We start from the raw sequence: 25,420 nt of genomic DNA, 5'->3' as shown, positions 1-25,420 counted from the left end.
TCACGCCTCGTCGGTGGAGGGCAGGTTGGCGGCGGCCTTGAAGGCCTCCAGCACCGCGGCGGACGCGCGGTCCAGGTACTTGCCCTTGCGGATGAGCAGGCCGATGGGGCGCGACACGGGCCCCTCGGCGAAGGGCTTGGCCACCAGCGAGCCGCCCTTCACCTCGCTCTGGGACGTGGAGATGGGAAGGATGGCGACGCCCAGGCCCATCTCCACCGCCCGCTTGATGGTCTCCACGTTGTCCATCTCCATCACCGGGTTGATGTCGATGTTCTTCTCGCGGAAGAGGCGGTCCAGCGCCTTGCGCGTGGGGGCCTCGCGGTCGAAGGCGATGAAGGGCACGCCGGACAGCGCGGTGAGGCTCACCTTCTGCTTGGTGGCGAAGGGGTGGTTGGGCGCGCAGACCACCGCCAGCTTGTCGTCGCGGAACGGGAGGATGTCCACGCCCGCGCGCGGCTGCGGGTACGCGACGATGCCAATCTCCGCCGCGCCCAGAATCACGTCGTCGTACACCTGGTCGTTGCGCCGGTAGTTCAGGCGCATGTTGACCTTCGGGTGCGCCTTGAGCAGCACCTTCTGCACGGCGTTCAGCTCGTGCAGACCCACCGAGTAGATGGTGGACACGGTGCTGGTGCCGGCCACCTCGGTGGCCTGCTCGCGGATCTCCTGCTCCACCTCCGCGAAGCGGGCGAGGATTTCCTTGCACCCGCGGAACAGCCGCTCGCCCGCGGGCGTCGGCGTCACCTGCCGCGCGCTGCGGGAGAGCAACTTCTGCTCATAGCGGGTCTCCAGCGCGCGAATCTGCTGGCTCACCGCCGACTGCGTCACATGGTTGAGCTGCGCCGCGCGGGAGAACGAACCCGTCTCGACCACGTCGCAGAACATCTTCAGGGATTCGAGCTGCATAAGGTCGCCTCCTACTCCTAAATCTAATGATTAGGCCAGAAATAATTAGCTTGCCTACCTGGCGCCTCGAAATGACCTTACCGGGCCCGGGCCTGCCCGGTCGTTCAGGGCGCGGGAGGACGCGGGCGCAGCAGCACGAAGAGGGACGCGCCGAGGGCGGTGAGCGCCCCACCGCTGAGCGTCTGCATGCGGCCAATCTCACGGGTGGCATGCTGGAGCAATTCGCACTCGGGGCCGGACAGGCTGGCGCAGTCCACGGCGGTGAAGAGGGAGCGCAGGCCCGCGGCCAGCAGGCCGAGTCCTCCGAGCAGCAGGCCGCCGCACAGCCCCAGCGCGGCCGAGCGGCCGACAGACGAACGCCGTGGAGGTTGGGGCTCCGGAGGGGAGGGCATGGGGGCCGCTATAGCCCCGGGGAGGGGGCGGGCTCAACGGAGAGGGGGTTGCCCGCGTATGCTGCCGGGCCATGCGAATCCTCTACGGTGTCGTCGGCGAAGGCATGGGCCATGCGACGCGCTCGCGCGTGCTGCTCGAGGAGCTCACCAAGGAGCACGAGGTCCACATCGTCGTCTCCGGGCGGGCCCAGGACTACCTGAAGAAGCGCTTCCAGAACGTGCACGGCATCTGGGGCCTGACGCTGGCGTACGAGGGCAACTCGGTGAAGAAGTGGCAGACGGTGCTGCAGAACGTGTCGGGCGCCTTGAAGGGCCTGCCGCAGAACATCCGTCAGTACTTCGACCTGGTGGATGACTTCAAACCGGACGTCGTGGTCAGCGACTTCGAGTCCTTCAGCTACCTGTTCGCGAAGACGCACCGGCTGCCCGTCATCAGCGTGGACAACATGCAGGTCATCAACCGCTGTCAGCACGAGCCGGAGCTGCTGGCCGGGTACGAGGACAGCTTCGAGACCTCGCGCGCCATCGTGAAGGCGAAGCTGCCGGGCGCCTTCCACTACCTCGTCACCACGTTCTTCTACCCGCCGGTGCGCAAGCGCCGCACCACGCTGGCGCCGTCGATTCTGCGGCCGGAAATCCTGGAGGCGAAGTCGGAGCCGGGCGAGCACCTGCTCGTGTACCAGACGTCGACGACGAACACGGCGCTGCCGGACATCCTCAAGGCCGCGGGCATCCCCTGCCGCGTGTACGGGCTGCGCCGGGATATTTCCGAAGACCTGCGGGACGGCAACCTTACCTACCGGCCCTTCAGCGAGAAGGGCTTCATCGACGATTTGCGCACGTCGCGCGGCGTGGTGGCCAGCGGCGGCTACACGCTGATGAGCGAGGCGGTGTACCTGCGCAAGCCGGTGCTCAGCATCCCGCTGGTGGGCCAGTTCGAGCAGATCATCAACGCGCTGTACCTGGAGAAGCTCGGGTACGGGATGTACGTGAAGGAGCTCTCCGTGGACGCGCTGAAGGAGTTCCTCCAGCGCGTCCCCCGGTGCCAGGAAGCCCTCAAGGGCTACGAGCAGGAGGGCAACACGAAGATGCTGGCCGCCCTGCGCGAGCAGCTCGCCCTGGCGTACGAGCACCGCGGCCACTGGGCCATGGAGCGCGCGGAGATGGACGCGAAGGACTGACTAGGACTGCACCGGCGGCAGGGCGGCGCCCTCGTTCTCCGCCATCTGCAGCAGCTCCTGGTTCGACAGCTCGTCGGCGGACTGCTGGAGGGTGTCGCCCAGCCCGTCCAGCTCCTCCGCCGTCGCGACGCCGGACAGGCGGGGGAAGAGCTTCTCCTCCTCTTCCTTCACGTGTTGCTGCACGGACTGCTGGAGCTTCTGCAGCTCCGAGTCCAGCCTCGGGTCATTGCGCTTGGACTGGAGCAGGTTCGCGATGAGCCGCTTGGCCTCCGCGTGCTCCTGGAGGGAGTGGTCCACCATGTCCTGGATGCCCTTGCTCCGGGCGAAGGGATAGAAGTGCTGCTCTTCGATGCGCGCGTGGAGGGTGAGCTTCTCGGCGAGCTGGCCGAGCAGGCTCACCTTCTCGCCCGGCTTTGCCCGGGAGGCGCGTTCGAACAGCACGTCGACTTCGCGATGCTGCTGCTTCAGCAGGTCAATGGCATTCATTCGTGGCTCCAATCGGGTTCGAGGTGGGGAGGGCGGCGGGGCAGGGTGCGTGGCCTCAATGGAGGGGCACCTCGTTCTCGTTGTTGCGCTCGGCCGCGCGGCGCGTCAGCTCGGTGAGCCAGGACTGGGTGAGCGGCGTCTCGCTCTCGCTGCCCCGGACGCGGTCCGGGTTGCTGTCCTGGGGCAGGGAGCGGTTGACGAAGGCGGTGAGCGAGGCGGTGAGGTTGGGCGCCAGCGTCCGGCCCAGTGCGCCCAGCTTCGCCGGCAGGCCCACCAGTGCCTCCGCGTCACCCCGCTGACATGCCGCGAGGATTCTTCGCGCCGCCGTCTCCGCGTTCATGGACATGAAGGGGAGGGAGTCGCCCAATGTGAACCACGCGTACTCCTTCTCGTGGTTGCCCTTGAACCAGGAGTTGCGGGGGCTGCCCGTGCGCAGCAGGCCGGGGCACACCGTCGTCACCAGGATGCCGTCCTGCCGCAGCTCGGCGCGCATGCCGTCCGACAGCCCCACCAGCGCGAACTTGCTCGCCGCGTACGGCACCAGGTGGGGGATGCTCACCCTGCCGCCCACGGAGGCGATGTTGATGATGCGGCCCTGTCCGCGCCGCTTCATCTCCGGCAGCACCGCCAGCGTCGTGTACAGCGGCGCCCACAGGTGCGTGTCCATGGCCTCGCGGAAGTCCTCCAGCGTCATCGACTCCATCGGGCCCACCTGGATGACGCCCGCGTTGTTGATGAGGACGTCCACCACGCCGAAGCGCTCGTGGATGGCGGCCACCATGGCCTCCACCTGCACCTGGTCCCTCACGTCACAGGGGATGGCCAGCACCTCGCCGCCGCCGCGCTCCAGCTCCTCACGCGCGCGCTCCAGCGTGGTCTCCTCGCGGGCGCAGATGGCCACCCGTGCCCCCTCCTTCACCAGCTGGCGCGCCATCACCAGCCCCAGTCCCCGCGAGCCACCGGTGACGAGCACCGTGCGGCCGGCGAACTGGAAGCGCGGCTTCATCAGCCTGCGCAGTCCCAGGGCCGCGCCGACACCGGCCGCGGCCAGCGTCCCCAGGGATAGACGGGAAGCGTCCTTGTCCTTGCGGCGATCTGCCATGTGCGGTTCTCCGTGTGGCGGGTGCGCGGGGCGCAGGCGTCAGGGCCCGGGAGCGGCGGCCGAGGTGTCGTACCGCGTGAAGCGGTCCAGCACCTGCCGCACGTGGTGCGCGCCGTTGCGTCCGGTGAAGTGGTGGCGCAGCCGGCCCGATTCCCCGTCGAACACGAGCCACGCGGGCGTCTGAGTCACGCCGTAGGCCTGGGCCATGGAGCCGTCGTCCACGGCGATGGGGTGGGTCAGGTCGTGCTCGAGCGCGAAGGCCTCCACCGCGTTGGTGTCGCGCAGCTCCTTCTCGGAGTGCGTGACGTCCACGCTGATGACGCGCAGGCCGCGCGGGGAGAACTCCCCGATGAAGCGCTTCAGCTCGTCGAAGTCCGCGATGCCGTGCGGGTCCTTCATGGTGAAGAAGTGGAGGAGGACGGGCAGCTCATCCAGCTCCGAGACATGGACCGGGGCGTTGACCCAACCGCCATCCGGGTCCAACAGTTTGATGGGGATGTCGAGCGTCGGCATGCAGGCTCCCACGAGTGGGCTTCAGGAGGACGCGACTCAAGCTATGCATTGGCGGGCGCCGTCCTCCCCCCGCGAGGCCTTCAGGGACGCTCGCCTGCCCGGACGGTACGGGCCCTGGTGCAGGGAAATCCCCACCCCGGGGACAGTGGATGCGCCTTGCAAGGCCGCTGGACGCCCGGCGCGGGAGAGGGCAGACAGGCAGGCCATGCGCATCCCCGACTTCAAGCTGGAGCGGTACTTCGCACGGTACGAGTTCTCCGCGCCCTACCTGCTGTGCTCGTCGGACATCGAGGGCTGGCGGCTGAAGGACTTGCTGGCGCTCGCCGATCCGGACGCCCTGGCCCGCTGGGAGGGACTGACGCTCGGCTATACGGAATCCACCGGCCTGCCCGCCCTGCGGCAGGAGCTCGCCGCCCTCTACCCGGGCCTCGCGCCGGAGGACGTGCTCACCTTCGCGGGCGCACAGGAAGCCGTCTTCGTGCTGATGAACGTGCTGCTGGGCCCGGGCACGCACGCCGTCGTCACCTGGCCGGGCTACCAGTCCCTCTACGAAGTCGCGCGGGCCACGGGCGCGGAGGTGACGCTGCTGCCGCTGCGTGAAGAGGACGGCTGGGCGTTGGACCTGGACGCCCTGCGCCGCGCGCTGCGGCCGGACACGCGCCTGCTGGTGGTGAACTTCCCGCACAACCCCACCGGCGCGCTGCCGGACCGCGCGACGTTCGACGCGCTGTGCGCGCTGGCCGACGAGCGCGGCATCCACCTCTTGTCCGACGAGGTGTACCGCCTGCTGGAGTACGACGCGCGCGACACGCTGCCCTCCGCCGCCGAGCGCACGCCGCGCGGCATCAGCCTGGGCGTCATGTCCAAGGCAATGGGTCTGGCGGGGCTGCGCGTGGGGTGGCTCGCCTGCCGCGACGCGGACCTGCTGCGCCGGTGCATGGCCTTCAAGGACTACACCACCATCTGCAACAGCGCCCCCAGCGAGGTGCTCGCGCTCATCGCCCTGCGCGCGAAGGAGCAGGTGCTCGCGCGCAGCCGGAACATCCTCGCCGCCAACCTCGCGCTGCTGGACGCTTTCTTCGCGCGCCACGCGGACACCTTCCGCTGGGTGCGCCCGCGCGCCGGAAGCGTGGCCTTCCCGCGCCTGTTGCGCGACACGCCCGTGGCCCGCTTCACCGAGGAGTTCGTCGAGCGCGAGGGCGTGCTGCTCCTTCCCGGCGACGTCTACGACTTCCCTGGCAACCACTTCCGTCTGGGGTTGGGCCGCATGAATCTCCCCGACGCCCTGGCCCGTTTGGAGCGCTACGTCATCGCCACGCGCTGACGCTGATGCACGCGGCCATGGTCCTGGTGCGTCAGCGTCACTCTGTGACGCGACGTGTCAGTTCTTTCCCGCACTTCAAGATTTCCGTGACCTCGACCTTTTACAGCCCTACGTCCTAGAGTGTGCGCTTCCCCGCCCGGTCCCCCACCGTGCGAGGTCTTCCCTCATCTCGGAGCGAGGCGCTCAATATGAAGAAGTTCATCGGTATGGCCGTAGCCGCCGCCACGTTGCTGGCGGGCACGGAGGCCGCCGCCACCAACTACTCGCTGTGGATTCACGGCCGTAACGGTGGTTCGACGCAGGCCGGCAACTACAACGACTTCAGCTACTGGGGCCCGTCCAGCACCGCGGCCGGTGTGAACAAGAAGGCCGTCAACTGGAACGGGACGCAGCGCGTTGGCGGCGAGAACTATCGCATCCGTGACGCGCTGGACTGTTTCTGCACCGGCGCGAACTGGTGCTTCATCGCCGCGCACAGCGCGGGTGATTTGCAGATCGGCTACGCGCTGTCGCTGTACGGCGGCTCGGCGCGTTACAAGAAGAACGCGACCCCCAACGCCAGCGGCGTGTGCGGCAACACGGACGGCACCACGCAGACGGGCTGGAACATCAAGTGGGTGGACGTGGCGTCCGGCGCCGGCGGCGGCAGCGAGCTGGCGGACGTGGGTGAGTGGGCGGTCAGCGAGCCGCTGGTGAGCGACCTGGTCACCACGACGGCGCGCGCCATGTACAACCACAACACCACGCGCAACATCTGGTTCTACAACTTCGCGGGCTCCAAGGGCACGCTGTACTCGGGCATCCTCCCGGGCCAGGACGACGAGGCGGTGTCCTACCACTCGACCGGTGGCGTGTCCGGCAGCTCGGGCAGCTCGCAGTGCAACCCCGGTGACTGGTTCTGCGGCGGCACGCTCAACACCGGCACCGCCGCGTGCAGCGACGGCAAGGCGAAGTGGAGCTACCACTCCGTGCAGCTGCGCGATGACGGCGAGGCGTACAACCACTACGCCAACGGCAACTGGGGTGGCATCGTCGCCAAGGTCCGCGAGGACATGGTGAACTACGCTCGCTGAGCCCCGTTTCCAAGAAGCGATATGACTGCTCCTGGCACCGTCCCTCCTCCTGTTTCCCGCTCCCGCCGCGCCCGGTGGGCCGTCGTCTTCATCCCCGTCGCGCTGGGGTTGCTCGGGTGGTGGTGGACGGGAGGTGGCGGTGCCAGCGTGTCGTCCACCGAGCGCGCCTCCTCGTCTCCGGACGAGGCGGCGCGTGCCGGTGGGCCGCCGGAAGCTCCCGGCAAGTTCGCCGGTGAGCAGGGCAGGGCGGCACACGAAGCACCTCGGGCGCCAGGCGCCGCGCAGGCGGGCGCGACGGATTCGAAGGACACCGAGCGCGAGGCCCAGCGCACGCTGTGGGCGCAGCGGCTGGAGCGGGCGAAGCGCACGCTGGACACGTACGTGGCCGCCACGCGCTACCCGCCGGACTCGCGCCCCAGCCGCGAGCAGCCGGACCAGATGGACCTGGCCGAGCCGGAGCGCACGCGCCCGCTGAGCCGCGACAACCCGGACGTGCAGCTGAAGCTGAAGCAGGACCGCGTCTTCGTCGTCGGTGACGAGACGGTGCACTTCTTCGTCTCCTGCGAGGACGCGCAGCGCGCGCCCCGGCCCTGCCAGGTGGTGTCCGCCACCGCGCACGAGGCCGAGCACATGACGGGCGGCGCCGCGGCGGCCGCGGTGCCGCTGGCCTTCCTGGACAACGGCGCCGTCGGTGACTCGCTCGCGGGCGACGGCATCTTCACCGGCAAGCTCCAGCCGTCGAAGCAGGGCTTCCCGATGTTCTCCGGCACGCTGCGCGTCGAGGTGCGCGTGAGCTCGGGCGGCTCTCAGGGTTCGGCCTTCTTCGACATCCTCTACACCCCGTCCCCGCCGGCGCTGTTCACCGGCCAGGTGCGCGAGGTGGTGGAGGCGGGCTCACTCCAGCTCTATCTCGGGATTCAGGTCCGCAAGGCCGGACGGTACGTGGTGGCGGGCCGCGTGGACGACGAGAGCGGCGTGCCCTTCGCGCACGTGTCCTTCAACGAGGAGCTGAAGGAGGGGCCGCAGGAGGTGAAGCTCACCGTCTTCGGCAAGCTCGTGCTGGACGAGGTGCCCACCTTCCCGCTGAAGCTGCGCGACGTGGAGGGCTTCCTCCTCAAGGAGTCGGGAGACCCGGACCGCGAGCTGATGACCAGCCTGCGCGGCTACGTCCACACGACGAGCGAGTACGCCACCTCCACCTTCTCCTCCGCCGAGTGGCAGAGCGAGGAGCGCATGCGCTACGTGCGCGAGCTCACCCACGACGTGGACGAGGCCCAGGCGCAGCTCGACGCGGCGCTGGCCGACGCCAAGGCCCCCTGAGCGCTTAGCTCTCGGACGTCACGGACGGCTGCGCCGCGGGCTCACCCGACGCGGCGGCGCCCAGGTCGACGGTGGCCTGGGCCGGCGGCTCCACTTCGAACGTATCCGCCACCGCCTCCACGCCCTGGGACGCGAGCGCCGCGGCCACCGGCGCGCTGGCAGCCGCGGGGCTGGCGGCGAGCGGGGCCAGCACTCCAGCCAGGGCCGCGTCACCCACCGAGAACTCCTCCGGCACCATCGAGCCCAGGTCGCTCGTGTCCGCGAGGAACTCGTCCGGACCGGCGGGCCTCACGGCGGGGTCCAGGAACTCGGGCGGGATATGGGTGGCGTCGTCCAGCGCGTCCATCTGGACGTCGTCGATGGCGTCCACGGCCTGGGGCGAAGCGGCGCCCACGCCGGAGATGCCGGCCGGCCCGTCCTCGAAGATGTCGTCCAGCCCCAGCTCGAGCACGGGGTCCGCGGGGCCCGCGGAGCCGGGCGGGTCCAGCATGAAGAGCAGGTCCTCCGGCTCCACCACGCTGGGCGTGGAGGTGTCCAGGTTCTGCAGCTCCCACGCGGCCGCGTCGGGCGACAGCAGGTCATCCATGGCCGCCGCGTCCACGCCCCGGCCCCGTCCCCCCGACACCGGTGATGCGCCGCCCGAGCGCTCCTGGGGCGCGCCCAGCGACGACGGCAGCTGCGAGCCCAGCATCTGCGCATAACGCGAGCGCGTGCTCGCCGACTCGAAGGAGCTCTCCCCGGAGAACACGCGGAGCTGCTCCGGCGCGGGCTCGGACCGCGAGGCGCGGCCCGTGAAGTCGGACGCGTCCGCGGCGAGCGCCGCGCCCATGTCCTCCCCGTCCACCTGGAAGTCGCTCTGGTCGGAGAAGCCGCGCCGCACGGGCTCTATCGGCTGCAGCGGCTCGCGCGGGGCGAGCGGCGTGACGGGCTCCGTCTCCACATCCAGCCGGGCGCGGGAGATGGAGGAGGAGATGCCGGACAGCACGCGACGGATGGAGGACATCGGGCACCCCACGCGGCACGCACGAGTGGCCGCATCCGGATTGTCGCGCGGTCACCAGGGAAGTTGCCAGGAGCCCCAACGGAATTCCGCCCCCAGGGCGTGCGGGGCCACCATTGCGTCGAGTAGGTATTCCGCCATTCCGTTCAGGTGTTCAATTCCAGCCCAGGTCCGTGGTGTGGGGTGGCGACCCCACGCTGGGGTGCGCGTTGATGGATGGATGGCGGTTGCAGCGTCGGCCAGCGGACGGGTGGGGCTGGGATGTCGGGGTCCTGTGGCACTCACACTCCAGGCGCCCCCCGAACGGAGGTATCCGTTCCAGTGCCCGACCGGGGGAGCGGGCGCTGGCCTCCCGCTTGCTGGGGAGAGGCCCGAGGAGGAGTCATGAGAATGGACAGCGCGGGACAGAGCCACATTGGCCGGCGGACGCACAACGAGGACGCGTACTGCGTCCTGCCGGAGCTGGGGCTGTTCGTCGTTGCGGATGGGCTGGGCGGACAGGAGGGTGGAGAGGTCGCCAGCCGTTGTGTGGTGGACACCTTCGTGGGCTTCGGCCTGCGCCTGGAGCAGGACCGGGACTCCACGTGGCCCACGGTGCCGGACCCGGGGCGCAGCCGGGAGGAGAACCTGTTGTCGGCGTGCTCGGCGCTGGCGCAGCGCAACCTGCAGGCGCAGCGCGTGGGCCGCCTGAGGGAGATGGCGTCCACGGTGGTGGCCCTGGCGGTGAGCGAGCACGGCGCGGCCGTGGCCCACGTGGGTGATAGCCGGCTGTACCGGCTGCGCGCGGGACAGCTGGAGATGCTGACGCGGGACCACTCGCTCATCGAGGAGCTGCGCGACGCGGGCATGGAGCCGCCGGGCGGCGCGGGCAACTGGCGGCACCTCATCACCCGCGCGCTGGGCACGGACAACGCGGAGCCCACGGTGCAGCGGCTGCGCCCGGAGCCCGGGGACGTGTTCCTGCTGTGCTCGGATGGGCTCTACGAGCCGCTGGGCATGGACGGGCTGCTGCGGCGGCTGACGCTGTCCTCGGCGCGCGAGGTGTGTGACGCGCTCGTCGCGGATGCGTACGAGGCCGGTGGAAAGGACAACATCACCGCCGTGGTGCTGCGCGTCGCGGACGCCTGACGCGTCAGAAGCCCACGCCGAAGGAGAGACTGGCCGAGGGCAGCCACGTGTCCTGGGGCTTCACCAGCTCCGGGGCATGTGGCAGCCAGGCCATGCCCAGGTTGAAGTCGCCCACCAGCTCGAAGCCGGAGGCCAGCGGGCGCAGGAAGCGCAGCCCCACGCCCATTTCCGGCCCCGCCGTGGACACGCGGCGTGCGTCCGTGCCGTTGAACTGGAAGCCCGGGTCGTCCTCGCCCACCTGTGCCTCGGCCATGCCCGCGGCGAGGAAGGGCTGGAGGGTGCCCCAGCCCTCGGCGTCGAAGGACAGCAGCCGCAGCTTGGTGCGGAAGTGCGCCACCTCCGGCTCCGGGTCTCCGTGCAGGAATCCACTCCCGGTGCCGCAGCCTTCCACGGAGAGGAAGGACACCGGCGACAGCTCCAGGCACAGCTCGGGCCGGCCGTTGCCGTTGGCCGTGGAGCCTCCGACGCGGAGGTTGCCGAAGTTGCGCGGCGTGGGGGCGGGCTCCGCCTTCGCCCGGACCTCGCCTTGCGCCTCCTCCGCCCGGAGCCCGGTGGGCGAGAGGGCGAGCAGGGCCAGGGCCGGCAGCAGGGAGGACGGGCGCATGGCGCACACGGGAGCGCAGCGGCTCCGCTCCCGTCAAGCCGGTGGCGCGGACAGTGTCTCCGTGAGGGTGCATGGTGGAGATCCAGGGACGACCGCAAACGTCACCTGGGAGGAGACGACCCGTGGCGCCGTGTCGGGTCCACCAGGGTCATTCAGACCACCCTGCAACCTGTGAATTCGGTGTCCACCCCTCAACAACAGGTGCCGGTCGGAGTATGCTCGGCGGCTCCCCCTCGTGTCCCTCTCCTTGGCTTCGCAGCGAATGACGCACAGCCTTGCCGCGCGCTTGTCCGTGGCCATCTCACTGGTCATCTTCGTCCTCACCGCCGTGAGCGTCGCGCTCACGGGGGCCGTGCTGCGGTCCGGCTCGGGGGCCTTCACCTTCGGCTCCCTGCTCTGGCTCTTCTTCCTGAACGGCGCGCTCGCGCTGGCCGCGGGGGCGGGGGTCTTCACGTTGATCCGCCGGCTGATGGCACCCCTGCGCGAGCTGACCGCCGCCACGGCCCGCGTGGTGGCGGAGGGCGACTTCCGGGGCACGCTGGAGGTGCGCTCGGAGGATGAGATTGGCCAGATTGCCGGCTCCTTCTCGGCGCTGATGGCGCAGCTGCGCACGATGCTGCTGGCGCTGCGCGCCTCGTCCGAGCGACTGGAGGCCGCCGCCACGCACCTCACCGAGTCCGCGTCGGTGCAGAACGAGGCGGTGGGGCAGCAGGCGGTGGCGCTGCACGAGACGCAGCTCGCGGCGCAGCAGCTCCAGGAGGCCTCGAAGGCGGCGGCGAAGCGGGTGGAGGCCATCCAGCGCGAGGCGCAGCGGGCCACCGAGTTCGGCCAGGCGGGCGAGGACGCGGTGTCCGGCAGTGTGGGTGGGCTCACGCACATCCGCTCTCACGTGGAGCAGATGGGACGCACCATCTCCGAGCTGCACCAGCGCACGCGGCAGGTAGGGGACATCACCCGCACGGTGAAGGACCTGGCGGACCAGTCCAACGTGCTGGCCCTGAATGCCTCCATCGAGGCGGCGCGCAGCGGCGAGACGGGCCGCTCGTTCGCGGTGGTGGCGCGGGAGATGCGCTCGCTGGCGGACCAGTCCGCGGGCGCGACGACGCGGGTGCAGTCCATCCTGGGCGACATCGGCCGGGCCATCTCCGACGCCGTGCGCACCAGCGAGGGTGGCGCGCGCGAGGTGGAGGGCGGCCTGGAGCAGGTGCGTGCCGCGGGAGAGAGCCTGCGCTCGCTGGCCACCATCATCCAGACCAACGGCCAGACGGTGCGCAGCATCGCCGATGCCGTCAGCCAGCAGGACGCCGGCATCGCGGAGCTGTTCGCCGCGCTCAGCTCGATGGCGGACCTGGCGGACCAGATTGTCGAGCGAATGGCCGACAGCGAGCAGGCCGCCATCCAGCTCTCCACCGCGTCCAGTGAGCTGAGCGCCATCGTCGGGCGCTACCAGCTCTGAGTGGTCCGCTGTCCGCGCTTGCTACCGGGCGTGGGTCGCCAGGCCCTGGGCAGGGCGCGTCCGTGCGGTGCGTGTGTCCGCTTCATTGCGCAGGAGCTGGATGCCCGTGGCCAGCGACCACAGGCACCACAGTCCGAAGGCCGCCACCGGTGCCTGGGCCAGCGGGCCGGGTGACAGCGGCAGCACCGTGGCCAGCCCGTCCACCAGCCCTACGATGAACAGGAGCGCGGAGGCCACTCCCAGTCCCGCCACCCACCGGCTGCGTCCCGCGCGTGCCCACGCCACGCACGCCCCGGCCGTCCAGGCTGCGAGGAAGAGCTGGCCCACGTGCTCGCCCAGCATCACCCCGAAGAGCTGATGTTGCACGGTGAAGGCCACCTCCAGCGCACGCCGCGTGGCTTCGTCCGTGCCCGGGGCCACGTACGTGGACGCGAGCGCCGGCACCACGAACGTCCAGCGCAGGAGGCCGAGCAGCTGCACCGCGCACGAGAACACTCCGAGCACCGTCGCCACGCGGAGCAGCGGGGGAGGTGTGTCTTCGGTCTTCAGCACGCGCGGCAGCAGCGCCACTGCGGCGAGGTACGGCACTACCAGCAGCGCGTACGCGTACCAGGTCCACACCAGTGAGGGACCGCCCTCGGCGAACCGCGTGAGGACGTGCGCCGCGGGCTGGCGTAGCACGTCCGGGTAGTCGAAGCGCGTGGCGAGCAGCCCGAAGGACACGTTCACCGCCAGCGGGAACAGCAGCATCACCCAGCCCACGAAACGTTCAGCGCGCATGTGTCGTCTCCTCTCGAAGCGAGTGGCCCGGCGCGGTCACCCGGGCAGTGGGAAGCTCCAGCTCACGCCGGGAGTCGGGTTGACGCGGGGGGAATGGCCAGGGGCGAGCAGCAGGCCCGCGCCCAGGCGCAGGTCCAGGCCCTTCCACACCGCCCAGCGGAAGCCCGTCTCCAGGAAGAGCGCATCGTCCCAGTCGCGGTTCAGCCCGCGCAGATACGCAACGGAGACGAAGAGCGTGGAGGCGCGCTCGGACGTGAGGCGCAGCGGGAGGAAGTAGCCCGTGAGCCCCGCCTTCGCGAACCATGTGGTCTCCGTGTCGCCGCGTGCGTCGCGCGAGATGACGGTGGGGTACGCCCCCGCGTGGATGCCGAGGAAGCCCCGCCGGTACTCCACGCCGATGGAGGGCGAGCGCCAGCCGTGGAGCAGTAGCTCGTGGTCCGTGGTGCCGGGCGGCTCCTCCGCTCGGGCCGTGCCCGCGATTCCCAGCGCTCCCAGCAGCACCGCTACTCGCAGCGTGTTCATGGTTGCCTCCCCGCCGCGCCGTGCGCGGAACGAATCACCTGGAGCTCAGGCTACGGAGGGAAGGCCCTCGTCACAGTGGCCGGTCGCGACAATCCCTTGCCCGTGCGCGACAGCGCGGCTTCTTCAGCAGGGGCTGCGTGGCATGGACGTGATGCCCTCGCCCGGCGGCCGGCAGGGCTGGAAGGAACGTTCATTCCACGTGGCCGGTGGCGCCAATCCTCTGGCCGCGCGCGGCTGCACGGTTCATCAGGACGCCGGATGCTGCATGGAACGGGCGTGATGCCCCCTCCCGGCGGCCGGCAGGGCTGGAAGGAACGTTCATTCCACGTGGCCGGTGGCGACCCTCCCCTGGCCACGCGCGACTGCACGGTTCATCAGGACGCCGGATGCTGCATGGAACGGACGTGTCGCCCCCAACCCGCGGGCGGCGTGGCTGGAAGGAACGTTCCTTCCACGTGGCCGGTGGCGGCAACGCGTGACAGCGCGGTTCATCGGGGCGCCGGGCCTGCATGGGAACGGACGTAAAGCCCCCGCCTGGCGGCCGGTATGGCCGGAAGGAACGTTCCTTCCACGAGTCCTCCGGCCGGAGGGGAGGAGGCCGTGTCTTCCCGCGTCTCGCGTCTCGCGTCAGCGCGGGGGGCGCGCGGCTCGGAAGGCGGCGGGTGTGGTCCCCGTCCACCGGCGGAAGGCGCGGTGGAAGCTGGCCACGTCCGCGAAGCCGGTGAGGAAGGCCACCTCCGCCACCGTCATGCCGTCGTCCGCCAGGTAGCGCTCGGCGTACGCGCGCTGCACCTCACCCACCAGCGCCGCGTAGGTGGTGTCCTGCTCGCGCAGCCGTCGCTGCAGCGTCCGTGCGCCCAGCGCGAGCTGGGTGGCCACGTCCTCTACGTCGGGCGGGGACGCACCGTTGCCCAGTCGCTGGGCAATGGCGTGCCGCACCCGGGCGGGCAGGTCGTCCTCGGTGGAGGGCAGCCGCGACAGCACGTCCCGCGCGTACGCCTCCAGGTAGCTGCCCACGCCCGGCTCGCGCGTGACGATGGGCATGTCGAGGAAGTCCGGCGGGAATGCGAGCAGCGTCTCCGGCTGGCCGAAGCGCGGGCTGACACCGAGCAGGCGCTGGTGTTCGGCTCGCCGCCGGGGCTCCGTGTGTCGGAAGCGCACCTCGGTGGGCGTCCAGCTTCGCTGTCCGGTGATGCGGCGCAGGAGCACCACGGCGGAGGCGGTGGAGAACTCGGCGATGTGGCGCGGCCAGGAGTGCGGCAGGCCCCGGCAGCCCGGGTACAGGAACATGAGGCCCTCGTGGGCTTCCAGTTCCACGCGCCCCGCGTCGTGCAGGATGCGCGAGTACGCGACGATGCGGGAGAGCGCCTCGCGCACCGTGGCGCTCTTGGCGGCGAGGTGGCCGATGACGTGGAAGGCGTCCAGGTCCAGCCGCTCGGCGAAGTGCAGGCCGAAGTCTTCGTCGCCCGACGCCTCCACGATGAGCTCCCAGACCCGGTTGTAGGCGGCCTGTGGAACGCGGGCCTCGGGGCCGGAGAGCGAGGCCTCCTCCAGCCCCGCGCTCGCGAGCATGCCTTGCGTCTCGACGCCGAGCCCCCGCGCGTATGCCAGCAGCGCGCCGAGCGCGCCCGCCGACACCGTGAAGCGCATGCCCGCGTCCGACTCTTCCGTGCGCATGGTGCGCGAGCGTAGTCGAGGCCCGGGGCCCGCCGAAGGGCAGGCGGGTGTCACGCGCTCAATGCCGTGGTGCCGCCCCGGCCGCATGCGGAGCCGACGCTGGTGGCTCAGCGCTGTCACGCGCTCAATGCCGTGGTGCCGCCCGGGCCGCATGCGGAGCCGACGGCCGAGGCTCTGCGCTGTCACGCACTTGATGCCGTGGTGCCGCCCGGGCCGCATGCGGAGCCGACGGCCGGGGTCCGGCGCTGTCACGCACTCGATGCCGTGGTGCCGCCCCGGCCGCATGCGGAGCCGACGCCGGGGGCTCGGCGTTTTCACTCACTCGATGCCGTGGTGCCGCCCCGGCCGCATGCGGAGCCGACGGCCGGGGCCCGGCGCTGTCACACGTTCAGGGCCGCGGCGTCGCCCGTCCCGAGCGTGAGTTGCCGCCGCCCGCAGTCACCCAGCCCGTGGTGGCGGGCTCGGTGGGCACGGACAGGTCGAAGGCGCGAATGCTCATGCGCCGCGTCCAGTCGTTGCTCGCGAGCCAGTTGGTCCACGCGCCCAGCACCACGCGCCCTCCGTGCAACGCGGGCGGGGTGATGTAGGGCGCCCTGCCCGGCAGCGCGCACGCGGCCAATTCCCGCCCGTCATCCACCGCCAGCTCGCGCAGGAACGAGTCGCTGGAGGAATCATCGCCCACGCAGCTGTTGCTCTCCTCGCAACCCTCCGCCGCTGGACGGTCGATGAGGAGCAGCGAGTCGCGCCGGGTGAGCAGCGGCGACATCGGCCAGGCGCCCACGGCCCGGTGCCAGCGCGGCGAGCCATCCTCCGGGCTCAGCCCGTAGAGGAACGTGCGGCCGGGGTGCATCTCTGTCGGACAACCCGAGCCGGTGCACGGCGGGGCAGGGAGGAAGAGCGAGCCCCCGGCCTGGAACGCCACGCGCCCGTAGGCGGAGCTGGACTGACCGAGCGAGAAGTACCCATCGACCACCGTCGCGGTGGCCAGCGTGGCGACCGGTGCTCCCGTGGCCGCGTCAGCCACCTCGGCGCGGTCCAGCACCAGCCTGCCGCCCTCCACCGCGGAGGGCCGGAGCTCACCCGCGCGGCGCACCTGCCAGCGCGGCTGGCCTTCCAGCGTGTACGAGAAGAGCGTCGTCTCTCCGGCCGTGGCATCGAAGGAGCCGCCGTAGACGTTGCCCTCCGCATCCAGCACCAGGGGCGTGCGCACCGCAGGTATCAGCGCCGTCCACGCCACCGCGCCCGTGTCCGCGCGCAGCGCCACGAGCAGCGTCTTCCCGTCCGCGTCCTCGAAGGTGTTCCGCACCACCGCGAGCACGTACGGCGAGGCGAGCGCCACCGAGTCGATGAGGAATGACCGGGCCGCCTGCGGGTCCTCGGTGCGCAGCTTCGCGAGGTCGGCGCTCCACAGCTCGCTGCCGTCCTCGAGCGCCTGCGCGGACAGCGTGGTGCTCGCGGACGTCAGGTAGAGCCGCGCCGCGTCCACCGCGTGTACGGCCGTGAGCCCGTTTCGAGGCAGCAGGAGCCGGTAGCGGATGGCGCCGTCACGCGTGGCGGAGACGAGGTGGCACTGGAGCTGGCTCGGGTCCTTGTCCGACCAGTACGCGCTGTCGCACTCGGTCCAGTACGTCCGGCCGTCCGCGTCCATCGTCCCGCGGAAGTCCACGCTCTGGTCCCACGCGGCGTCGTAGCTCCACGCCAGCCGCGCCGTGCCGTCCGGGCCCGAGCAGGCCGCGGGCGGTGTGGGCTCGTCAGGCACACCGGCATCTTCATGCTCACCGGCGGGAGGCTCCTGCTCCACCACCGGGTCTCCCGTTTCGACGGAAGGCGTCTCGGGCACAGGCGTCACTTCTCCTGCAGGTGCTTCCGCTGCCCCTCCACCGTGCTCCGCCGAACAACCCGCCCATACACACACGCCCAGCACCGCACCCCACCACCGCCTCACGCCCTACCTCCTCATCGCGAAGCACCCGTTGCCGTTCGGGCGATGGCGGAGACTGGGGATGAGGTGCCCGGTGCGCAACAGGCCCGGCCGCGAGTGGCGGCCCGGCAGCCAGTCAGGCGGATTGGGAGTGAAGTGTCAGCCCTGCTCGCCGCCGTCGATGGCGTACGCGGCGCCGGTGATGCCGCCCGCCGCATCCGACGCGAGGAACACGCAGAGCGCGGCCACTTCCTCCGGCTGGATGATGCGGCCCATGGCGTTCATCGACGCGAGCGCCTCGCGCGCCTGCTCGTCGGTGCGGCCGGTGCTCTTGCTGATGGCGGCGGTGGCGTTGGTGAACATGTCCGTCTCCACCCAGCCCGGGTTCACCACGTTCACCGTCACCTGCTTCTTCGCGTACTCCACCGCCAGCGCGCGCGACAGGCCCAGCAGCGCGTGCTTGGACGCGCAGTACGCCGACGTGTACTTCACCCCGCGCGTCGCCGCCATGGAGCCGATGTTGATGACGCGTCCGCCGCCCGCCTGGGCCATGGCCGGCATCAGCTCGCGGCAGAGGATGAAGGGCGCGGTGACGTTGACGGCCATGACGCGCGCCAGGTCCTCCGTGCGCGTCTTCGTCAGCGGCGCGGACACGGTGATGCCGGCGTTGTTCACCAGCACGCGCGGGGTGCCGTCCGCGAGGATGGTCTTGCTGATGGCGAGCAGGGCCGCCTCGTCCGCCACGTCCACCGCGTGCGGCCGGATGTTCTCCCCGCCCTCGGCGCGCAGGGACGTCAGTGCGTCCGCCGAGCGTGCCAGGGCCCAGACTCCATGGCCCTCGCGAGCGAAGGCCAGCGCCACGGCACGGCCGATGCCCCGGCTCGCGCCCGTCACCACCACAGTCTTGCGGGTTGTCGTCATGGGCCGGGAGCCTAGCGCCGGAGTTTGATTCCGGCATCAACGCTCGCGTGCCACGAGTGTCCGCCCGGGTCAGGAAGTGGGCGCGAGCGCCTCGGGCAGTTTCGCAGAGCGAACGCGCTCGCCGATGCGCTCCAGTCCCTCGCCAGCCCGCGCGCGGGCGTGGACCTCCACGTAGTCCTCGAACGTCGTGCCGAGCCACCTGTCCAACACGGGCGTGAAGAGGCCGTAGTGTCCCTGGTAGCGCGCGTGGTGCAGGGCGTGGAACGTGGGCGTGAAGAAGAAGCGCCCGGCCGGGGAGCGCACGAAGCGCTCGGGCAGCCACTCCGTGTTGCCGTGGCCGAACACGTTGAGGGCGTAGTTGGTGAAGATGTACGCCATGACGCCCACCTTCGTGACGGGCATGAATTGCATGGCCACGAGGACGAGGCCGAAGCCACCGCCCATCAGCACCAGCCGCTCCACCACGGAGAAGGACAGCGACGTGAGCGGGTCCGTCACCTGCGCCACGTGGTGCTGCGCGTGCAGCCGGTAGAGCGCGCGCGTGTGCAGCAGCCGGTGCGTCACGTAGAACCACACCTCGAAGCCCACGAACATCCACGCGAAGGTGAGCAGCGCCACGCCCACGCTGAACGGCGCGAACCGGTGCTCGTTGGCGGTGCGGAAGGCGGTGATGAGCAGCGCGTCGCACACCACGACGCCGATGGCCGCTCGCGCCTCGCTCCGGAGCTGTCCCGGGGCCAGGGCGCGCCGGAACACCCGCCAGCGCTCGGCCAGCCGCGTGCGGCCCAGGGCGAAGCCCACCGTCACCGGCACGGCCTTCACCAGGCCCGAGAGGACGAACAAGACGGGCAGCAACCGGAGGTAGGGGTCCACCATGGCGTGCTGATGCCAACCCCGAGGCCCACGAAGGGTTGCGGGGCACCCGAAACGTCACAGGCTGCGGGCATCCGGCCGACATGCACGGGAGCGCTCGAGGTGACGGCAGGGTCCGCACCGGCATCGGCGCATTCCGCCGACGCCGCTCACTGATGCGGTGGGGGTCCCCTCCCCGATGCGAGCAGGGGAGGGGAAGAGGTACGGCTCAGCCGTTGCCGATCTCGTGGCCACCCTCGGGCGTCTGCCCGGAGGACTCCGCGGCGGCGCCCTCGGGAGCGGCTTCGGCCTCGGCGGTGCCTGCAGCCTCAGCGGCCTCGGCACCCTCAGCGGCTTCGCCACCCTCGGCCTCATCCGACAGCTCCGGCGCGGTGCCGGCGGCCTCGGACGCCTGCTGGGCCTTGAGCTCCTCGTCGTTCATGAAGCCGACGGGGTTGTCCTTGCGGTTGAAGAAGCGCACGGCCTTCTTCGACAGCGCGTACATCTGCTCCGCCGCCGCCGCGGGCACCAGCGAGTGCTCGATTTGCGCGGGCTCGGGGCGCTCCACCACGCCGAGCTCCCCGTCCTCGAGCTGCTTGGCCTGCGCCGGGCTCAGCTCCAGCCTGCGCAGCTTGCCCTTGCGGGTCATGAAGTAGAACGCCGTCTCGCCCGCCTCGACAGGCACCTGGGCGCCGAGCACCAGCTCCCTCAGCGCCCGGTCGATTTCCACCTGCTTCTTGGACTCGGCGCGCTGATACGCCTTGGAGCCGGGCATCGGCGGCAGCTTGGGGATGGCCTTCTCGGACGGAGCCGCCGCACCCGGGCGCCCCTGCTGGGGAGGGCCGCCGAAACGCGGGATGGGGCCACCGGGACGGCCACCGCCGCCTCCGGGACGCCCGCCGCCAGGACGGCCACCGCCGCCAGGGCCGAAGCGGCCACCGCCTCCGGGAGGGGGACGGCCGCCGCCCGGACGGCCACCGCTGTCGCGGGGACCGCCCTCTCGGGGACCGCCCTCGCGGCTCGGTGGACCTCCGTGTGTCCGGTTCTCGTCACGTGGAGGGGCCGAACGGTTTCCGCCTGGACGGCCGCCCTCCGGGGGAGGGGACCGTCGGGCTTCCGTCTGGCCGGGCGAGGACTCCACCTTCTTGGTCTGTTCCTCGGTGACGAGGCCCGCCTTCAATAACTTGTCGCGCAGGTTCTGCATGAGATGGGCGTTCTATCCCTTGCACGGCCGCACGCAAGCCACTGCTTGCCGCACCTGTATGCCCCACGTAACTTGCCGGCCCTGTTGTACCCCTCTGGAGGAGCCGTGAGCCGTCTGAAGAAGTCCGCCTTCACCCTCGCCCTGGCGCTGGCCGCCGTGGGCTGTTCCGACCCGGTCGACAAGGCGGCCAAGGCACGCATCTTCTCGCCGGAGGACCCGCCGAAGGTGGTGGCCTCCGCGAAGCAGAAGCTGCCCCCCGAGGATGTCGCCAGCAACCCCCAGGTGGCCCGCCGCATCCTGGGCATGGACGCCGCCGAGGTGACCGAGCGACTGGGCCCCCATCGCTTCCAGTCCAGCGTGTCCTACGAGTGGTCCTCCGACAACTCCAACCCGGTGAAGCTCACCGAGACGCGCACCTTCCGCGCCGGCCCCGGCGGTGTCTCCGGTGACTTCCACGGCGTGCTGGAGAACTCCAGGGACCAGGGCCTGGAGGTCATGCGCGTGGGCGGCCAGGTGTTCGCCCGCAACCGCTACGGCCCGTTCCGCCAGCGCCTGCGCGACCGCGGCATGGCCGAGCGCACCCGCACGGAGCTGACCGGCGCCATCCGCGACTTCGACACCCTCTTCCAGGGCCGCCTCAAGCTGGCCCCCGAGGGCACCATTACCTACGAGGGCCGCACCGCGTGGCGCTACGCCGTGACGCTGGGTCCCGCGTCGGAAGCCGCCGCCTCCCGCGCGCTGCCCGCGGCGTTCGCGCCCAAGGGCAACGTCGACGAGAGCACCCGCCGCCGCGCCGCCTTCTTCGCCCACCGCGTGCCGCGCTCGCTGGACGGCGAGGTGGTGGTGGACGCGGAGACGTCCGTGGTCCTCAAGGCCCGGCTGGATGGCCGCATCGGGGTGCCCTCGGAGAAGACGCCCGAGGCCGCCGAGCTGCGCCTGACGCTGGAGTCCGCCATCAGCGAGCTGGGGCAGGACCCGAAGCTCCAGCCGCCGGAGGACTTCCTCCCCGACGCGGACAAGCCCCAGGGCATCGCCGACGCGCTGGACGCCTTCGGCATCGAGCGCAAGAAGCCCGAGGGCGCCGACAAGGACAAGCCCGGCGCCGAGGCCCCGCCCGAGCCCGAGGAAGAAGAAGCCAACTGATTCGAGGCGTGGGGGCCACCGGGTGCGTTGTGCCTCTGGCCCCCGCGTCATGTGAGCCGCGGCGCGCACGTGCGCAGGAGGCTGCTCGCCCGCCCTGACCGGCCCGCCCGGACGCGGGTGGCAGGGTGCCTCGGCCCGCCCCGCAAGCCCCTGACTTCATTGGACTTCCAGGCATGGCGTAGGCCTTGCTCAACGCCCGGGCATGCGCCGTCTCGCCGCCCTCCTGTCCTGCCTTGCCAGCCTCGTCGCACCCGTGGCGCGCGCCGAGCCGCCCCTGCGCAACCTGGGCGTCACCGTCGCGCCGGTGGGGGCCTACGTCCTGACGGACACGGACGGGGCCCACGAGCGGGGCTACACCGCGAGCCTGGGCTGGGGCTACCGCAAGGAGTACGCCGTCATGGAGGTCGGCGGGCACGTGGCCTCCAGCCGCCGGCGCACCGAGGCCACCCCCATGTCCATCCGGATTACGCCCCCGGGCCCCCGGCGCGTGCGGCCCTACCTGGGCGCCGGGGCCAGCCTGCTGGTGGCCCACGAGAAGCAGGACGTGGCCGCCTCGCGCTCGCTGCAGGTGGGCGCGGAGCTGTGTGGCGGGGTGGGCGTGGAGCTGGGGCGCCAGCTCTTTCTCTCCGCCGAGGCCCGCTACCAGAACTTCTCCGCCGGGGGAGACCCGTTCTCCGGTGAACGGCAGGCTCTGACTTCGGGGTACCTCGGGCTCGGCTTCCGCCTGTAGCGCGAGGCCCCGGGCGCTACAGCCCGGCAGCGACCTGTTGGAAGAAAATTTGCGCTCACTCTTGCGTCCTCTACAATCCTCGACGGTTGCGGCTCGGACGCGTCCGACATGTACGGACGTTCAGCGGGCCACACAGCAAGGGAGCGGCGATGGAGCGCAAGGTGGGAAGTAGCACGGTGACGGCCAAGGAGGTCAAGGCGGCGCTGGAGAAGACGCGCACGCTTTCCGCCGAGGAGGAGAGGGTTCTGCGCATGCGGCACGGTGCCGGCGCTTCCAGCACCCGTGCTCCGCTTCCCCGCGCCGCGGGTGACAACGAGGAGCTTGGCGACGAGCTTCTCGTCATCGAGATGCAGCTGCTCAAGGCCATGCGCGCCCGTGCGGGCGGCAAGACGGTGGCCAGCGGCAACAACAAGCAGGTGATGACGCCTGCGCCCGCGCCCGCGCCCGCGCCCGCCAAGGCGTCGGCGAACGCGACGAAGGACAAGATCGTCCGGGCACTCCGCAAGAAGAAGTAGTCCCCTCGCGGAGTCACCACTACCGGTTGAGGATGGCCACGAGGCGCTCCCCGGCCTCGGGCACAGCCAGCGGCGTGCCCGAGACCTCTGTGGCCAATCCTTCCGCGTCGTCCGTACCTCCCCGCGCGAACAGCCCCCTGAGCCAGGCGGCGGCGGCGGGATTCCTCCAATAGTCCTCGTTGAAGCGCTCCGTGAGACGGGCGGTGAGCCGCGTCTCCAGCGCCCACGCGCGCAGGTAGTGCGCCGTGTACAGCTGCGGGTCCACGTCGTGGAGGAAGAAGCCCGGGTGCGGCTCGACGAAGAGTGCCTGGCGCTGCCCGTCCGCGTACTCGTCCGCGCGCTCCGCCGAGGGGCCGCGGCGGCTGAGTGACAGCTCGTAGGACAGCTTCGCGCAGTGGCGGCGCAGCACCGCGAGGGCCTGGAACGCGGCCAGCCGCACGGTGTCGCGCGCAGTCACGGTGGGCAGATCCAGGTAGCGCTTGAGCCAGCTGGGGGACAGCAGCAGCCGCTCGAAGAGGGCCGCGTACGCTTCCGTCACGGAAGCGTCGCCCAGCCGGCGCAGCTCCATGGGCAGCGTCTCCGACACGTGGGCGCGGTGCTGCGCGTGGCCCATCTCGTGGAGGAAGCCGGCCAGTGCATCCATGCCGCCGCGCGGCTGAATCACGAGGCGCACCTCGTCCGGCACGCGCACGCTGGCGACGAAGGGGCGGGGCGCCTTGCCGGGGCGCGCCTCGTCGTCGATGCGGATGCGGCCGTTGGCGTTGGGCGTGAGGTCCCACTCGCCGAGCCAGCGCGTCACGGCGGGGAAGGTGTCCTCGCGCCGGAAGAAGGGGAACATCCACGGGGCCTGGAGCGCGTGCTGGAGGTCATGCCGGCGCGCTTCTCCCGCGGGGAACGGGCGCAGCTGCGGGTCCACCTTCTTGAGGACGTAGCCGAGCACGTCGCGGTAGGCGTCCTCGGTGCGCCGGAGCGTCTCCGCGGCAGCTTCCACGAGCTTGCCGTAGGCGATGCCGGTGATGTCCTCGCGCAGGGACGGGTAGTCCTTCGCGCCCAGCCGCTCCGCGGTGATGAGAGCCGCCTCGCGCCTGTCCCCATAGGGGCCGCGGCGCTCCCAGAGGAAGTTGCCGACGGCGCGCTCCAGCAGGGTGCGGCGGTCGCGGTGGGACTCGCGGGGGAGCTCATCGAGCGCCTCGGCGAGGGAGAGCGTCCGGTCGTCCACGGGGAGCTGGGACTGGGCCTCCAGGGTGGCCACGGCCTCGGCGGGACGGGCGCCGAGCGCCTCCTCCACCTGGGTGGCCACCAGCTCGCGGAGCAACTGGAGGCGGCGGACGGCGAGCGGGTCGTCCTTGGTGCGGGCCTTGGCGAGGGCCTCGTTGGCGGCGGCGAAGGTGTCCGGGGAGGACAGCTCGGGGAAGGAGGCGTAGAGGCTGGAGACGGGCAGCGTCGGCGAGAGGCCGGCGCCATGCCGGTAGTGAAGCGTGGCCAGCTCGGCGAGGAAGTCGTCCAGCCGCGTACGCACGGAGTGCAGGGGACGGTCCATGGGCGCGGAAGGTAACAGGAAGCGGACGGCGCGGAAGGGTGATGCGGGCGTAGAGTGCCGCCGCATGACACCCGCGCCCTGCGCATGGATGGGGCTGAACGTGGATTGCGGCAGCAGGACGGGGTGGCAGGGCCTGCCCGGGTGCATGGTGGCCCTGGCGCATGGGAGTTCTTCGTGAGTGAGGTGCGGCTGTGAAGCGCAGGACGTTCCGCGCGGAGGGCGCGGTGGTGGGGCGGGCCGTGGCGGACGCGGTGGCTTCCGAGCTGGGCATGCCGGAGGCGGAAGCGCGCAAGCTGGTGGACGTGGGCGCCGTGTACATCGCGGGGCGGCGGAGCCGGGACGCGGCGGCGAAGCTCACGGCCGGGCAGGTGGTGATGGTGGTGCTGGAGGAGGGCGGGCAGAGCGCCCTGGCGGAGTCGGTCCCGGCACCGGTGCTGCGCGTGCTCTACGAGGACGCGGACGTCATCGCCGTGGACAAGCCGGCGGGACTGACGGCGCAGCCCACCGAGGGACGCGTGGGCGGGAGCCTGGTGGACCTCGTGAGCGCGCACCTGGGACGCGAGGCGGGGCTGGTCCACCGGCTCGACAGGGAGACATCCGGCGTCACGGTGTTCGGGAAGTCGGCGGACGCCACGTCGGCGCTGGCCGCGGAGTTCCGCGAGGGACGTGCGCGCAAGCGGTACGTGGCGGCCACGGGACCGGGGCTGCCGCCGTCGGGGACGGTGGACCTGCCGCTGTCGAAGGACCCGTCACGCCCCGGACGTTGGCGGGCAACTCGCGCGGCGAATGGCGTGCCCGCGCTGACGGATTTCCGCACGCTCCATTCGGGCCCGGAGTTCTGCGTGGTGGAGTTGCTGCCGCACACGGGCCGCACGCACCAGCTCCGCGCGCACCTGACGGCGCTCGGCGCGCCGATTCTCGGGGACGCGCGCTATGGCGGGGCGAAGAAGGCGGGTGGGATGGAGGCGTCTCGCTGTCTGTTGCACGCGCAGGCGCTGGAGCTGGCACACCCGAGCACGGGACAGGTGCTGCGGGTGGAGGCGGCGGTGCCGGAAGACCTGCTGCGCTTCTTCACGGCGGTGGGTGTCGCGGTTCCACAGGGGCCCATCGGGGGCGCGCAGGGGAGCTGA

Annotated in this window: 24 protein-coding genes and 1 pseudogene; 10 read left to right on the top strand and 15 right to left on the bottom strand. The window is 71.2% G+C overall.

The genetic code is table 11. The annotated features are described in order from the left end of the window. The gene (locus G4D86_RS23020) at positions 1-906 is read right to left on the bottom strand and encodes a LysR family transcriptional regulator (protein WP_163996144.1); all 906 of its coding nucleotides are present in this window, start codon (positions 904-906) and stop codon (positions 1-3) included. Positions 907-1,010: 104 nt separating this feature from the next. Continuing rightward, positions 1,011-1,298 (bottom strand): hypothetical protein, encoded by a 288-nt coding sequence (locus G4D86_RS23015; RefSeq protein WP_163996143.1) that lies wholly within the window; start codon positions 1,296-1,298, stop codon positions 1,011-1,013. 71 nt (positions 1,299-1,369) lie between these two features. Between G4D86_RS23015 and G4D86_RS23010 the strand changes: the two genes are divergently transcribed. Further along, complete coding sequence (locus G4D86_RS23010) at positions 1,370-2,479, top strand: MJ1255/VC2487 family glycosyltransferase (protein WP_163996142.1); 1,110 nt, start codon at positions 1,370-1,372, stop codon at positions 2,477-2,479. Here G4D86_RS23010 and G4D86_RS23005 read toward each other — a convergent pair whose 3' ends face one another. Genes G4D86_RS23005 through G4D86_RS22995 form a run of 3 tightly spaced genes read right to left on the bottom strand, consistent with a single transcriptional unit; the run spans position 2,480 to position 4,580 of the window. After that, positions 2,480-2,965: a hemerythrin domain-containing protein gene (locus G4D86_RS23005; protein ID WP_163996141.1), complete on the bottom strand. Its 486-nt coding sequence runs from the start codon at positions 2,963-2,965 to the stop codon at positions 2,480-2,482. A gap of 55 nt (positions 2,966-3,020) precedes the next feature. Then, positions 3,021-4,067, bottom strand: a complete 1,047-nt coding sequence (locus tag G4D86_RS23000; RefSeq protein ID WP_163996140.1) for an SDR family NAD(P)-dependent oxidoreductase — start codon at positions 4,065-4,067, stop codon at positions 3,021-3,023. A gap of 39 nt (positions 4,068-4,106) precedes the next feature. After that, positions 4,107-4,580 (bottom strand): peroxiredoxin family protein, encoded by a 474-nt coding sequence (locus G4D86_RS22995; protein ID WP_163996139.1) that lies wholly within the window; start codon positions 4,578-4,580, stop codon positions 4,107-4,109. Between the two features lie 205 nt (positions 4,581-4,785). Between G4D86_RS22995 and G4D86_RS22990 the strand changes: the two genes are divergently transcribed. The 3 genes from G4D86_RS22990 to G4D86_RS22980 all read left to right on the top strand — a co-directional run bounded on the left by G4D86_RS22990 (position 4,786) and on the right by G4D86_RS22980 (position 8,297). After that, a complete protein-coding gene (locus G4D86_RS22990) occupies positions 4,786-5,904 on the top strand; it encodes an aminotransferase class I/II-fold pyridoxal phosphate-dependent enzyme (protein WP_163996138.1) in 1,119 nt (372 codons plus the stop codon). A 188-nt stretch (positions 5,905-6,092) separates the two neighbouring features. Further along, a complete protein-coding gene (locus G4D86_RS22985) occupies positions 6,093-6,977 on the top strand; it encodes a hypothetical protein (protein WP_163996137.1) in 885 nt (294 codons plus the stop codon). A 21-nt stretch (positions 6,978-6,998) separates the two neighbouring features. After that, positions 6,999-8,297: a hypothetical protein gene (locus G4D86_RS22980; protein ID WP_163996136.1), complete on the top strand. Its 1,299-nt coding sequence runs from the start codon at positions 6,999-7,001 to the stop codon at positions 8,295-8,297. Positions 8,298-8,301: 4 nt separating this feature from the next. Here G4D86_RS22980 and G4D86_RS22975 read toward each other — a convergent pair whose 3' ends face one another. After that, positions 8,302-9,300 carry a hypothetical protein gene (locus G4D86_RS22975; protein ID WP_205519692.1) on the bottom strand — a complete coding sequence of 333 codons (999 nt, stop codon included), beginning with the start codon at positions 9,298-9,300 and terminating at the stop codon, positions 8,302-8,304. Between the two features lie 381 nt (positions 9,301-9,681). Here G4D86_RS22975 and G4D86_RS22970 point away from each other — a divergent pair, with 381 nt between their 5' ends. Then, entirely contained in the window at positions 9,682-10,425 is a 744-nt protein-coding gene (locus tag G4D86_RS22970; RefSeq protein ID WP_163996135.1) for a PP2C family protein-serine/threonine phosphatase, read from the top strand. Positions 10,426-10,429: 4 nt separating this feature from the next. Here G4D86_RS22970 and G4D86_RS22965 read toward each other — a convergent pair whose 3' ends face one another. After that, positions 10,430-11,029, bottom strand: coding sequence for a hypothetical protein (locus G4D86_RS22965; RefSeq protein ID WP_163996134.1), 600 nt, complete (start codon positions 11,027-11,029; stop codon positions 10,430-10,432). A gap of 427 nt (positions 11,030-11,456) precedes the next feature. Between G4D86_RS22965 and G4D86_RS22960 the strand changes: the two are divergent. Beyond that, positions 11,457-12,485 (top strand): annotated as a pseudogene (locus tag G4D86_RS22960) (methyl-accepting chemotaxis protein); the annotation flags it as partial. 21 nt (positions 12,486-12,506) lie between these two features. Here the strand turns inward: G4D86_RS22960 and G4D86_RS22955 are convergent. The 7 genes from G4D86_RS22955 to G4D86_RS53040 all read right to left on the bottom strand — a co-directional run bounded on the left by G4D86_RS22955 (position 12,507) and on the right by G4D86_RS53040 (position 19,933). Beyond that, positions 12,507-13,265, bottom strand: a complete 759-nt coding sequence (locus G4D86_RS22955) for a DUF4386 domain-containing protein (protein ID WP_163996133.1) — start codon at positions 13,263-13,265, stop codon at positions 12,507-12,509. A 36-nt stretch (positions 13,266-13,301) separates the two neighbouring features. After that, positions 13,302-13,787 (bottom strand): hypothetical protein, encoded by a 486-nt coding sequence (locus tag G4D86_RS22950; protein WP_163996132.1) that lies wholly within the window; start codon positions 13,785-13,787, stop codon positions 13,302-13,304. Between the two features lie 627 nt (positions 13,788-14,414). Then, on the bottom strand, positions 14,415-15,464 hold the full coding sequence (locus G4D86_RS22945; RefSeq protein WP_163996131.1) for an AraC family transcriptional regulator: 1,050 nt from the start codon (positions 15,462-15,464) through the stop codon (positions 14,415-14,417). Between the two features lie 388 nt (positions 15,465-15,852). Continuing rightward, entirely contained in the window at positions 15,853-17,304 is a 1,452-nt protein-coding gene (locus tag G4D86_RS22940; protein WP_240360422.1) for a PQQ-binding-like beta-propeller repeat protein, read from the bottom strand. A gap of 240 nt (positions 17,305-17,544) precedes the next feature. Continuing rightward, positions 17,545-18,306 carry an SDR family NAD(P)-dependent oxidoreductase gene (locus G4D86_RS22935; protein ID WP_163996129.1) on the bottom strand — a complete coding sequence of 254 codons (762 nt, stop codon included), beginning with the start codon at positions 18,304-18,306 and terminating at the stop codon, positions 17,545-17,547. 69 nt (positions 18,307-18,375) lie between these two features. After that, positions 18,376-19,182 carry a sterol desaturase family protein gene (locus tag G4D86_RS22930; RefSeq protein ID WP_163996128.1) on the bottom strand — a complete coding sequence of 269 codons (807 nt, stop codon included), beginning with the start codon at positions 19,180-19,182 and terminating at the stop codon, positions 18,376-18,378. A 205-nt stretch (positions 19,183-19,387) separates the two neighbouring features. Further along, entirely contained in the window at positions 19,388-19,933 is a 546-nt protein-coding gene (locus G4D86_RS53040; protein ID WP_240360421.1) for a DUF2058 family protein, read from the bottom strand. A 534-nt stretch (positions 19,934-20,467) separates the two neighbouring features. On the opposite strand from G4D86_RS53040, the gene G4D86_RS22920 reads away from it, so the two are divergent. The 3 genes from G4D86_RS22920 to G4D86_RS22910 all read left to right on the top strand — a co-directional run bounded on the left by G4D86_RS22920 (position 20,468) and on the right by G4D86_RS22910 (position 22,750). Continuing rightward, positions 20,468-21,505: a hypothetical protein gene (locus G4D86_RS22920; RefSeq protein WP_163996126.1), complete on the top strand. Its 1,038-nt coding sequence runs from the start codon at positions 20,468-20,470 to the stop codon at positions 21,503-21,505. Positions 21,506-21,707: 202 nt separating this feature from the next. Continuing rightward, positions 21,708-22,235: a hypothetical protein gene (locus G4D86_RS22915; RefSeq protein WP_163996125.1), complete on the top strand. Its 528-nt coding sequence runs from the start codon at positions 21,708-21,710 to the stop codon at positions 22,233-22,235. A 149-nt stretch (positions 22,236-22,384) separates the two neighbouring features. Next, positions 22,385-22,750 (top strand): hypothetical protein, encoded by a 366-nt coding sequence (locus tag G4D86_RS22910; protein ID WP_163996124.1) that lies wholly within the window; start codon positions 22,385-22,387, stop codon positions 22,748-22,750. 19 nt (positions 22,751-22,769) lie between these two features. Here the strand turns inward: G4D86_RS22910 and G4D86_RS22905 are convergent, their stop codons facing one another. Further along, positions 22,770-24,290, bottom strand: coding sequence for a gluzincin family metallopeptidase (locus G4D86_RS22905; RefSeq protein WP_163996123.1), 1,521 nt, complete (start codon positions 24,288-24,290; stop codon positions 22,770-22,772). Between the two features lie 191 nt (positions 24,291-24,481). Here G4D86_RS22905 and G4D86_RS22900 point away from each other — a divergent pair, with 191 nt between their 5' ends. After that, complete coding sequence (locus G4D86_RS22900; RefSeq protein ID WP_163996122.1) at positions 24,482-25,420, top strand: RluA family pseudouridine synthase; 939 nt, start codon at positions 24,482-24,484, stop codon at positions 25,418-25,420.

It is taken from the genome of Pyxidicoccus caerfyrddinensis (genome assembly GCF_010894405.1).
Lineage (GTDB): Bacteria > Myxococcota > Myxococcia > Myxococcales > Myxococcaceae > Myxococcus > Myxococcus caerfyrddinensis.
This window is presented reverse-complemented; position numbering and strand designations above follow the sequence as displayed.